At 73.1% G+C, this 11,061-nt stretch carries 9 protein-coding genes; 2 read left to right on the top strand and 7 right to left on the bottom strand.

Features of this window, described 5'->3' with window-relative positions; all coding sequences use genetic code 11:
• The 7 genes from ACXJKL_RS05645 to ACXJKL_RS05615 form a co-directional block, all read right to left on the bottom strand.
• On the bottom strand, positions 1-872 hold an 872-nt coding region (locus ACXJKL_RS05645), incomplete at its 3' end, for an SAM-dependent methyltransferase (RefSeq protein WP_457206082.1).
• Positions 872-2,233 carry a class I SAM-dependent methyltransferase gene (locus tag ACXJKL_RS05640; protein WP_457206081.1) on the bottom strand — a complete coding sequence of 454 codons (1,362 nt, stop codon included), beginning with the start codon at positions 2,231-2,233 and terminating at the stop codon, positions 872-874. The genes ACXJKL_RS05645 and ACXJKL_RS05640, both read right to left, overlap by 1 nt.
• Positions 2,230-4,257: a DUF1365 family protein gene (locus tag ACXJKL_RS05635; RefSeq protein WP_457206080.1), complete on the bottom strand. Its 2,028-nt coding sequence runs from the start codon at positions 4,255-4,257 to the stop codon at positions 2,230-2,232. Before ACXJKL_RS05635 ends, ACXJKL_RS05640 begins: the two co-directional genes overlap by 4 nt.
• Positions 4,254-4,961, bottom strand: a complete 708-nt coding sequence (locus ACXJKL_RS05630; protein WP_457206079.1) for an anti-sigma factor — start codon at positions 4,959-4,961, stop codon at positions 4,254-4,256. The genes ACXJKL_RS05635 and ACXJKL_RS05630 overlap by 4 nt, the downstream gene beginning before the upstream one ends.
• A complete protein-coding gene (gene sigK, locus ACXJKL_RS05625) occupies positions 4,958-5,584 on the bottom strand; it encodes an ECF RNA polymerase sigma factor SigK (protein ID WP_457206078.1) in 627 nt (208 codons plus the stop codon). The genes ACXJKL_RS05630 and sigK overlap by 4 nt, the downstream gene beginning before the upstream one ends.
• A 37-nt stretch (positions 5,585-5,621) precedes the next feature.
• The gene (locus tag ACXJKL_RS05620; protein WP_457206077.1) at positions 5,622-6,278 is read right to left on the bottom strand and encodes a fasciclin domain-containing protein; all 657 of its coding nucleotides are present in this window, start codon (positions 6,276-6,278) and stop codon (positions 5,622-5,624) included.
• Between the two features lie 218 nt (positions 6,279-6,496).
• Entirely contained in the window at positions 6,497-8,116 is a 1,620-nt protein-coding gene (locus ACXJKL_RS05615; RefSeq protein ID WP_457206076.1) for a molybdopterin-dependent oxidoreductase, read from the bottom strand.
• Between ACXJKL_RS05615 and ACXJKL_RS05610 the strand changes: the two genes are divergently transcribed.
• Together ACXJKL_RS05610 and ACXJKL_RS05605 are read left to right on the top strand one after the other, a co-directional pair.
• Positions 8,115-8,873, top strand: a complete 759-nt coding sequence (locus ACXJKL_RS05610) for an enoyl-CoA hydratase-related protein (protein WP_457206075.1) — start codon at positions 8,115-8,117, stop codon at positions 8,871-8,873. The genes ACXJKL_RS05615 and ACXJKL_RS05610 overlap by 2 nt on opposite strands.
• Before the next feature lie 121 nt (positions 8,874-8,994).
• Positions 8,995-11,061: HelD family protein (locus ACXJKL_RS05605; protein WP_457206074.1), on the top strand; the 2,067-nt coding region annotated here is incomplete at its 3' end.

Raw genomic sequence — 11,061 nt, 5'->3', positions numbered from 1 at the left:
TGCTCACCCATCTCGAGCGAGCCGACCGCGTCGAAGTGGTCGCGCTCGGCCCAGTCGTCGGTGATCAGGTCCCGGTAGTCCTGGAGGCGGATCTCGACCCGGTCGCCCAGCCCCCGCTCGGCGATCCGCGCGTCGATGAACTTCTTCTGCTCCGCTGCGATGGTCACGCCGGTGACCTGCGCGCCGAAGTGCTCGGCGGCGTGCAGGGACAGCGATCCCCAGCCGCAGCCCACGTCGAGCATCCTCATGCCGGGCTCGAGGCCGAGCTTGGTGCAGACCAGGTCGAGCTTGGCGCGCTGCGCCTCCTCGAGCGGGGTGTCGGGGGTGGCGTGGTAGCCGCAGCTGTAGGCCATCTGCGGCTCGAGGATCAGGGAGTAGAACTCGTTGGAGAGGTCGTAGTGGTGGCTGATCGCCGACCGGTCGCGACCCAGTGTGTGCAGCCGGCCCTTGATCCGTGCCTGCGAGGCGGGCGGCGCCGGCGGGCGGCTCAGCACGCCGAGGCCGGCCGCGGTGCGCAGCGCGTCCACGAGGGCGCGCGGCGAGAGCCGGGGGCCGGACAGGCCGCGCTCGTCACCGACGGCGAAGGCGTGGGTGAGGGCGGAGTCGAGGTCCCACCCGTCCTGCTCGGGGACGTCGAGCTCGCCGGTGACGTAGGCCTGCGCGGCGCCCAGCTCGCCCGGGTGCCACAGCAGGCGGCGCAGCGCGTCGGGGGAGCGCAGCACGACCAGCGGCGCGTCCTCGGGCCCTGCGACCGAGCCGTCCCACACCTGCAGTCGCACGGGCAGGTCGCCGGCGAGGAACGGTCGGGCCGCCTCGGCGAGACGCTGCGCGATCCCCGTCGTCGTCCGGGTCGGTGTGGCCGTGGTCGTCATCAGGCCTCCCGGCCGAAGGTCATCTGCTGCACGTCGATGTAACCGCTGGCGAAGCCGGCCTGCGAGTAGGCGAGGTAGAAGTGCCAGATTCGCATGAAGAGGTCGTCGAAGCCCAGGGAGAGCACGTCGTCGCGGCAGGCCAGGAACGTCTCGTCCCAGTGGCGCAGGGTCTCGGCGTAGTGGCTGCCCATGGACAGCCGCTCGGTGAGGCGCAGGCCGGTCTCGTCGCGGGTGATCTGGTCGATCACCTCGGTGCTCGGCAGGAAGCCGCCGGGGAAGATGTACTTGTTGATCCAGGTGTGGGTGCCGCGGGTGGCCAGCATCCGGTCGTGCGGCATCGTGATGGCCTGGATGGCCACCTTGCCGCCCGGGGCGAGCACCCGGTCGATGGTCTGGAAGTAGGTGCCMCAGAACTCGTGGCCCACGGCCTCGATCATCTCGACCGAGAGCACCGCGTCGTACGTCGCGCCGTCCGCACCGAGGGCGCGGTAGTCCAGCAGCTCGATCCGCACCCGGTCGGCGAAGCCGGCCTCGGCGACCCGCCGCTCTGCGAGCTCGAGCTGCTCCACCGAGAGGGTGATCGAGTGGACCTCGGCGCCGCGGCGGGCGGCGCGGATGGCCAGCTCCCCCCAGCCGGTGCCGATCTCGAGGACCCGGGAGCCCTCGGTGACGCCGGCCTGGTCGAGGAGGCGCTCGACCTTGCGGCCCTGCGCCGCCGCGAAGTCAGGGGAGTGGGTGCGCGGGTGGCCGCCTTCGGCGCCCTCGGGCGGTGCCGCCACGAGGAAGCGGTCGGTGTCGGCGGCCGGGTCGCGGGTCTCGACCAGCGAGGTGTCGAAGAGCGCCGAGGAGTAGCTCAGCGTCTCGTCGAGGAAGAGCGCGAACAGGTCGTTCGACAGGTCGTAGTGGTGCGAGATGTTGGCCTGGCTGTTGTCCTCGGTGCTGACGTGGTGGCTGGGCGTGCGGTGCGTGACCAGCGCGCGCAGCTTCTGCAGCGACCCGGGGACCAGGGTGGCGATGCGGGCCGAGGGCACGGTGAGGAATCCGGCCACGTCCTCGGCGTCCCAGGCCCCGGTGAGGTAGGACTCGCCGAACCCGATCAGGCCGTCGCGGCCGAGCCGCGCGTAGAACTCGTCGGGGCGGTGGATGGTCATGACCGGACCGCCCTGGCCGAAGGTCAGCCCGGTCGGCTCCTCGACGACGCGCACCGCGAGGCGGCGGACGGCGGCACGGAAGAGCTTGCGGGCGACCGCGGCGGAGATCGCGGTGCGCGGTCCCGGGCGGAGCGGCTCGAGCGAGGGGAGGCTGTCGGCGGCTGCGCGGGCCTGATCGGCGTCGGTGGCGGGCGCGTTGTCGAGCGTCATCGGACACCTTCCTGATGGTGGGTCGGGCGGGGACGGACGGGCAGGCGGCGCGCCCACAGCCAGATGCCGTGGACGCGGATGAGCAGGCTCCCGCGCAGGGCCGCGCCCGCGGTGCGGCGGAGCGGCACGTCGCTGCGGGTGCCCGTCAGCGAGGCGCTGAAGGGAGCGGAGTCGCCGTCGGCGGCGTCGTGGCCGCGCAGGGTGACGGCGATGTCGAGCCGGTCGCTCGGGACCGGCACGGCGATGTCGTACCAGCCGTCGACGCCGTGGAAGGGCGAGACGTACATCGCCTTGTCGGTGCGGGCGCGGCCCTGGGCGTCGGGGTGGACGAGGTAGGCGTGCCGGTCGCCGTACGTGTTGTGCACCTCGACCACGACGGCGGCCTGGGCGCCGGTGTGGTCGAAGCACCAGAACACGCTGATCGGGTTGAAGCAGTGCCCCAGGGACCGCGGGTGGGCGGCCATCAGGATCCGACCCGAGCCGGGGCCGGCACCCAGCGTGACGCCGTTGTCGCCGAGGAAGCCCTCCACGTTGGCGCGCAGGGTGGCGCCGGGGTCGCCGAGGTGGTCGCGCGCCTCGAAGCGGGCCAGCGGGCCGTGGTCGGGCAGGTCGTCGAGGTCGACGAGCCAGCACGTCGAGCGGTGCTCGAAGCGGCGCTCGATCGGCGTACGACGCGTGTGCCGGATGGTGGTCTCGAAGCGGCCGGGGCGTACCGGGGCGGCCTTCTCGGGGCGCACCCACGAGAGGCCGAGGCGGGTGGCCGCGGCCAGGCCGGAGCGGGCGCCGTCCTCGTGGAAGCCCCAGCCGTGGTAGGCGCCGGCGAACGCCAGCCGGTCGGTGTCGATCTCGGGGAGCCTGCCCTGCGCCGCGACGGACTCGGGGGTGTAGAGCGGGTGCTCGTACTCCATCCGGTCGATCACGGTGGCCGGGTCGACGAGGTGCTCCCCACCCAGGGTCACCAGGTAGTGCGTCTCGGTGGGCAGCCGCTGGAGGCGGGTCAGGTCGTAGGTGACCGTGACGGCGCCGGTCGCGTCGAGGGGACGCTGGAAGTTCCACGACGAGCGCGCGCCCTCCGCGTCCGGCAGCAGCGAGGTGTCGGTGTGCAGCAGGGCCGTGTTGGGGGAGTAGGGGAGCGCGCCGAGGACCTCGCGCTGGAGGGCGGTCGGCTCCTCGAGCATGCTCAGCGCCTGCGAGGGGTGCGTGGCGACGACCACGGCGTCGTACGACGCGGTCTCGCCGCTGCCGTCGGTGACCTCGACGCCGTCGGGGGTCTCGCGCACCGAGGTCACCTTGGTCCCGAGGCGGATCTCGGAGAGGTGCTCGGCGACGGCGGCCACGTAGGTGCCCGAGCCGCCGGTGACGGTGCGCCACTCGGGGGAGCCGAAGATGCCCAGCATCCCGTGGTGCTCGAGGAACGTGAAGAGGTAGCGCGCCGGGTAGTCCAGCGACGTCGCCGGGTCGCACGACCAGACGGCGGCCACCAGCGGCTCCATGAAGTGCCGCACGAAGTGGGCGCTGAAGCCRCCCTCGTCGAGGAATGCCCGCAGGGTCTGGTCCTGGCTGCTGTCGTAGGCACCGTCGGACGCGGAGCCCGAGGCCGCGAGCACCACCCGGGCGCGGCGGTGGAAGCGCGGGATCTCGGCGAGCATCCGCCAGTGGGCGGGCGACGTCACCGCGGCGCGCGTCGGGAACAGGCCGCGGGCCCCCAGGGCGCCGGCGTACTCGACGCCGGTCTGCCGGTCGGAGACCGACAGCGACATCTCGGAGGGCTGGGTCGCGATGTCGAGCTCGGCGAAGAGGCGCAGCAGGGTCGGGTAGGTGCGCCGGTTGTGGACGATGAAGCCGGTGTCGATGCGCAGCTCGCCGTCGTCGGTGGGCACCACGTGGGTGTCGGCGTGCCCGCCCAGGCGCTCGTCGGCCTCGTAGAGGGTGACGTGCGCGGTCCGGGACGCGACGTACGCGGCGGTCAGTCCGGCCACGCCGGAGCCGACGACGGCGATGCGTCGCGGGGCGGCCGTGCTCACGTCGCCTGCGAGAAGTCGAACAGGACGACCGGGGGCAGGGTCGGCTCGTCGGACCCGCCGGCGGGCTCCACCGTGAGGCCGACCGCCGTCGCGTTCGCGGCGTCGCCCTCCAGGACCATCTGCTGGTCCTCACCGGGCGGCATCAGGCCTGCGGGGACCATCTCCCCCTCCGGGGACTGGAGCCACAGCTCGAAGACCTTGCCCTCGGGGGCAGGGGCCATGCCCTCGGTGGTGATGACCGCCTTGCCGGCGGACTCCGAGAGGGTGACGGTCGCCTTGCCCGACTTGCCGAGGTCGACGGCCACCGAGTGGGCGTCGGGAGCGCTGAGGACGCGCTCGGCGGCGGTCAGCGAACCGTCCTGCGAAGCGGTCCAGGGCTGCCAGAGGGCCGCACCGACACCGAGGATCGCCACCACCGCAGCGGCGACGAGGAAGGGAAACCAACGGCGCTGCACCACCGGGGTGCGTTCGACCACGGGAGGGAGGGGGCGGATCTGGGAGATGCCGGCGAGCACCGAGTCGCGCAGTGCGGGCGGCGGGGTCGCGAGGGTCGTCTCGGAGAGCAGGCCGGCGGCCTCGCGCAGCGAGGCGACCTCGGTCCGGCAGTCCTCGCACTCGGCGAGGTGCTGCTCGAAGCGCGCGCGCTCGATGTCGTCGACCGCGTCCAGCGCATAGGCGCCGGTCAACTGGTGGATGTCGTTCATGACCCAACTCCCATCGCGTCGCGCAGCCGGATGAGTCCGTCCCGGATGCGGGTCTTGGCGGTGCCGACCGGTACGTCGAGCATCGTGGCCACCTCGGTGTGCGTGTACCCGCCGAAGAAGGCGAGCTCGACCGCCTCGCGCTGCACGGCGGTCAGGGTGGAGACGGCGCCCCGCACCCGCTGTGCCTCCAGCGAGGAGTGGGCGGCCTCGGCCGTCTGGTCGTGGTCGACCTGACGGGTCTCACGGTGGTAGGTCGCGTCCCGCTGGGTGGCGGCCTCGGCCGAGCGGACCCGGTCGACGGCCTTGCGGTGCACGATCGTCAGCAGCCAGCCCAGGGCGCTGCCCCGTGCGGGGTCGTAGCGGCTGCTGCTGCGCCAGGCGTCGAGGTAGGCCTCCTGGACCACTTCCTCGGCGTGGGCGGGATTGCGTACGACGCGCAGCGCCAGGCCGTAGGCACGCGACGACGTGGCGTCGTACACCTGCGCGAAGGCGGCCTCGTCCCCGCGACTGCACTGCTGCAGGAGCGAGGCGAGCTGGCCGGCACTGGTCGTGCCGGCGGGGGAGGCCCCCGACGGGGCGCCCGGTGCGGGCGCCCCGTCAGGTACGGCTCTGATGTGGTCCACGTCGGTGATCCTTGCCTAGCCGTCGTCTATCGAACAATCACATCTGCGGCATCAGGACGCTGTCGACCACGTAGACCGTCGCGTTGGCCGTCGGGACGTTGCCGCAGACGACGGTGGCGCCCTCGACGGTGAAGTCCTCGCCCGAACCCTCGACCATGACCTGGTCCTTGTTGAGGGTGTCGTGGGTGCCGGCCACCTCGTCCGGGCCCAGCTGCTCCCCGACGACGTGGTGGGTGAGCACCGCGGTCAGCGCCTTCTTGTCCGCGAGCAGGGCGTTGAGGTCCTTCTCGGGGATCTTGGCGAACGCGTCGTCGGTCGGTGCGAAGACCGTGAGGGCCTCGGCCGAGTTGAGGGTGTCGACCAGACCGGCCGCCTCGACGGCGGCAGTCAGGGTCGTCAGCAAGGGGTTGTTCGAGGCCGCGGTGGCGACCGGGTCGTCGGCCATGCCCTCGACCGAACCCGGACCGGAGGTCGGGACGCCGGCGCAGCCGGGACCGAAGGGGGCGGCGGCCTCGTCGGTCATGGCGGACTCCGACTCCATCGGCGACTCGGACTCCATGGGGGTCTCGGAGGCGCTGCTGGTGGTCTCGTCGGAGGCGGAGTCGGCCTCGTCAGAACCACCGCAGGCAGCCATGCCGAGGGACATCGTCAGGGCGAGTGCGGCCAGACCGGACGTGCGAGCAATGCGGTTCATGAGGGAACTGCCTTTCGTGAGTGGCTCCGGGGCCGTGGGGGTCCCCGGGAGGGTTTACGGGGATGGTTCGGCACCGCCCGCGGGGTGGATTGGTGCCGATCGGGAAAAGTGCAAGGAAAGTTGAAGAAGAAATGAGGAATGGGACCCGGGCTCCCCTGAGGCCCAGGTCCCACGGGACCGCGCACCGTCGTGGACGGCGTCGTGCTGCGGCGCACGGCTCAGCCGACGTTGACCGCGATCTCCTGGATGCCGCTCGAGCCCTCCGGGAAGGGCGACGCGCGGACGGCTGTCTGGACGTCCCCGTCCTTGTTGGTGGCGCGGCTGGCCACGAAGTGCTGGCCGGGCTCGGCGTCCCACTCGTAGAACCACTGGCGCCAGTAGTCGTCGCCGGCGTCCGGGCCGAGCTCGGCCTTCTGCCACGGCCCGCCGTCGATGCGGACCTCGACGCCCTGGATGCCGACGCCCTGGGCCCAGGCCACGCCGCCGATGAAGGTCTTGCCGGGCTTGCCGTCCGAGAGCGGCTTGGGGGTGTCGATGCGGCTGGAGAGCTTGATCGGGGCGTCGATCGCCCAGTCCCGCTCGGTCCAGTACGCCTGCTGGTCGTCGTACGTCGTGAGGGTCATCCGGGTGATCCACTTGCAGGCGCTGACGAAGCCGTACAGGCCCGGGACGACCATCCGCACCGGGAAGCCGTGCTCGCGGGGCAGGGGCTCGCCGTTCATGCCGAGGGCGAGGAGGGCGTCGCGGCCGTCCAGGGCGACCTTGAGCGGCACCGAGATGGTCATGCCGTCGACGTCGGTGCACAGGATCTGGTCGGCCCCGGTGGCGTCGATCCCGGCCTTGTCGAGCACGTCCTGGAGGGGTACGCCGAGCCAGCGGGCGGCGCCGATGTAGGGGCCGCCGACGTCGTTGGAGACGCAGGTCAGGGTGATGTCGCGCTCCACGACCCGCATCGCGGCGAGGTCGTCGAAGGACAGCTCGACCTCCTGCTCGACGTCGCCGTCGATGGTCAGCGACCAGGAGTCGACGTCGATGGCCGGGACGGTGAGGGCGGTGTCGACGCGGTAGAAGTCGTCGTTGGGGGTCCGGAAGGCAGAGATGCCGGGGACCCGCTCCTCCAGGCCGCCCGGCAGGGCGGCGGTCTTCTCGGCGGCGGCCGGCAGGGAGATGTCCGTGCCACTCAGGCGGATCTGCGACACCCAGCGGCCCGCGCCGGCGATGGCGGCCGCGGCGAGGGCGGCGCCACCGGTGGCGATGAGGACCGTGCGACGCGACGCGGACGACGGGGTCGGCTCGGCGTGGTCCSTCGACTCCTCGTCCCCGCGCTCGACGGGTGTCCCGGAGGACTGCGGTGCGGGGGCCGCGTACCGGTACAGGCCCGCCAGGCTCAGGGCGCCGACCAGCGCGGCCACGGCGCTGGGCACCAGGTCGAGCGCGCCGGCGCTGGGCCGCATCAGGGCGAGGACGCCGGCGACGGCGGCGAGGCCGACCAGCATGCAGATGCCGACCACGAGGTGGCGTGCGGCCACGATCCCGGCCACCCCGGCCAGGACCAGCACCACGACGAGGACCGATCCCACCAGGATCGCCTTGTCCGCGGTGCCGAAGGTGCGGATCGCCCACTCCTTCATCGGGGTGGGGGTGAGGTCGATGACGGTGGAGCCCACCGCCAGCACGGGGGAGGCGGCCGGCACCGTGAGGGCCGCCACGAGGTGGGCGGCGGCCATCCCGAGGAGGGTCGCGAGGACGCCGTACAGGGCTTGGAGCAGTCGGGTGAGCACGTCAGGTGTTCGGCGCCCGCGGTCGCACGGATGGGTCTGCGGCAGGATGGCGGCCATGACCACACCACCCGGGGAGCTCGTGCACTACGCGGTCGCGGACGCCGTCGCGACGATCACCCTCGACTCGCCCCACAACCGCAACGCCCTGAGCAGGCAGCTGGTGACCGAGCTCTTCGGCCACCTCGAGCGCGCCGGGGCCGACGACGACGTCCGCGTCGTGCTCATCGAGAGCTCCGGGAAGGTCTTCTGCTCCGGCGCCGACCTGGGGGAGGCCACCACCGAGGGCATGGAGGCCGGGGCCCGGCGCATCGTCGACCTCCAGCGCCTCGTGGTGACGCTGGACAAGCCCGTGGTCACCAAGAACCTCGGCGCCGTGCGCGCCGGCGGGATCGGCATCGTCGCCGCCGCGGACATCGCCATCAGCGCCGACGAGGCGACCTTCGCGCTGACCGAGGTCAAGCTCGGGCTGGCCGCCGYGATCATCAGCCTGACCGTGCACCACCGGATGAACCCCCGCGCCGCGGCCCTCACCACCCTGGGCGGCGAGGTCTTCAGCGGCATCGACGCCGCGGCGTACGGACTGGTGACGCAGAGCGTCCCGRCGGCCGAGCTCGACGCGCGCGTGGCGGAGGTGTGCGCCAGCCTGGCGACGGGCGCGGCCCAGGGGCTGCGCGAGTCCAAGCGGATCCTCAACGCCGACCTGGTCCGCCGCATCGACGAGCGCGGGGCCGAGATGGCGGCCCTCAGCGCGAGCCTCTTCGCCAGCGACGAGGCTCGCGAGGCGATGACGGCCTTCCTCAACCGCGGGAAGTAGCGGCCCCGGTCCGGTCCCGGTCGTCACTTCTTCGTCCGGCGGTCCGGCCTAGTAGTGTGGATCTTCTGCCGTCTCGGGTGTGGGAGCCCGGGAGGTTGCGCGTGCACAGGGGGAAGCCGGAGTGAGCGAAGAGCTCGAAGGACGCGAGATCGCGGCCGAGCAGGAGTACGTCGACCGCGTCTACGTCCAGCTCGAGGCGAGCGCCCGCAGCGCCCAGCAGCTCGCCGCCGAGGGCCACGGGCGCGGGCGGCTCGGCCACGAGGGCGGTCTCGTCGAGCGCGATGCGATGGTCTTCCAGGCGGCGAAGCGGATCGCCCAGCTCGACGCCGCCCACGAGGGGCTGGTCTTCGGCCGTCTCGACCTCGACGCGGCCATCGACACCGAGCCCCGCTACATCGGCCGCATCGGCCTGCGCGACGCCCAGCGCGACTCGCTGCTCATCGACTGGCGCGCCCCCGCGGCCGCCGTGTTCTACCAGGCCACCGCCGCCGAGCCGCAGGGCGTGATCCGCCGCCGGGTGCTCCGAGCGGACCACCGGACCGTCGTCGGGGTCGAGGACGAGCTCCTCGACGCCGAGGCGCTCGAGGCGGCGGGGACCGAGCTGCCGATCATCGGCGAAGGCGCGCTGATGGCCCAGCTGAGCCGCGCCCGCGACCGGAGCATGCACTCCATCGTCGCCACCATCCAGGCCGAGCAGGACAAGGCGATCCGCGCGCCCGGCAAGGGTGTCGTGTCGATCTCCGGCGGGCCGGGCACCGGCAAGACGGTCGTCGCGCTGCACCGCGCGGCGTACCTCCTCTACTCCGACCGGCGCCGCTACGAGTCCGGCGGCGTGCTCGTCGTCGGTCCCAGCGGCGTCTTCATGCGCTACATCGAGCGGGTCCTGCCCAGCCTCGGCGAGACCGCCGTGGCACTGCGCAGCCTCGGCGAGGTGGTCGACGGGGTTCGCGCGACCCGCCACGACGAGCCGGCGGTCGCCGACGTGAAGGGTGCCGCCCGGATGGCCGAGCTGATGCGGCGCACCGCGCGCCAGCAGGCGCCCGGCAGCCCGACCGAGTACAGCGTGTTCTGGCGCGACGACCGGCTCGTGCTCGACCGGGGCGTCCTGGGCCGGGTCCGCCGCCAGCTCATGACCCAGGGCCGCCGCAACCGCCAGCTGCCCCGGGTGGCCAACGCGCTCCTCGACGCCATGTGGCGCCAGGTGCGCGGCGAGCGCGGTCGCGAGCGGGGCCGCGAGGCCTTCAACGACGACATGCTCTCCACCCCCGCGTTCGTCGACTTCGCCTCCGCGTGGTGGCCGCCCCTCGATGCGCCCACCGTGCTGGGCTGGCTGGCCGACCCCGAGGTCCTCGCCCGCGTCGGCGAGGGCGTCGTGACGCCCGAGGAGCAGCGCCTGCTCAGCAAGTCGTGGACCGGCGGCGGGCTCTCCGTCGAGGACGTGGCCCTGCTCGACGAGCTGCGCTACGCGCTCGGGGACGTGCCGCTGCGGACCGACGCCGACCACGACCGCGACGACACCGTCACCGCGACCGAGGGCGGGGTCGACCTCCAGGAGCTCACCACCGCCTCCGAGCGCGAGTACGCCCCGACGGGGCGGGCCTGGGCCCCGCCCACCCACCGCATCGAGGACGACGGCTTCGCGCACGTGCTCATCGACGAGGCGCAGGACCTCACCCCCATGCAGTGGCGGATGGTCGGTCGCCGGGGTCGGACCGCGAGCTGGACGATCGTGGGCGACCCGGCGCAGTCGTCGTGGCCGGTGCCGACCGAGAGCGCCGAGGCCCGCGCCGAGGCGCTCGAGGGCAAGCAGGTCCACGAGTTCCACCTCTCCACCAACTACCGCAACTCGGCCGAGATCTACGAGTACGCCGCGTCGTACGCGCAGCGGGTGGGCCTGGACGCCGACCTGCCGGACGCCGTGCGCCGCACGGGCGAGGCCCCGCGCGAGCTGCCGGACACCCCCGACCTCGAGGCCGCCACCCGCGCGGCCGTCGTCGAGGTCGCCGCCGGCGTGCAGGGCACCGTCGGCATCGTCGTGCCCGCGGCCCGCCGCTCGGAGGTCAACGCCTGGCTCTCGTCGTGGCCCGAGCTGGCCGAGGACGCCCGCGGCGCCCGCGCCGCGGTGGACTCCTCGGTGGCGCCGAGCGGGGAGGACCGGGTCGTGGTGCTGACCGGCCTCGACACCAAG

Source organism: Nocardioides sp. P5_C9_2 (genome assembly GCF_054049555.1).
Note: the sequence above shows the minus strand (reverse complement) of the source record. Positions and strands in the feature narration are given on the sequence as shown.

Coding starts and splice junctions, on each gene's coding strand:
- ACXJKL_RS05630 (WP_457206079.1), bottom strand. CDS start 4,961: ATGAACGACATCCACCAGTTGACCGGCGCCTATGCGCTGGACGCGGTC.
- ACXJKL_RS05620 (WP_457206077.1), bottom strand. CDS start 6,278: ATGAACCGCATTGCTCGCACGTCCGGTCTGGCCGCACTCGCCCTGACG.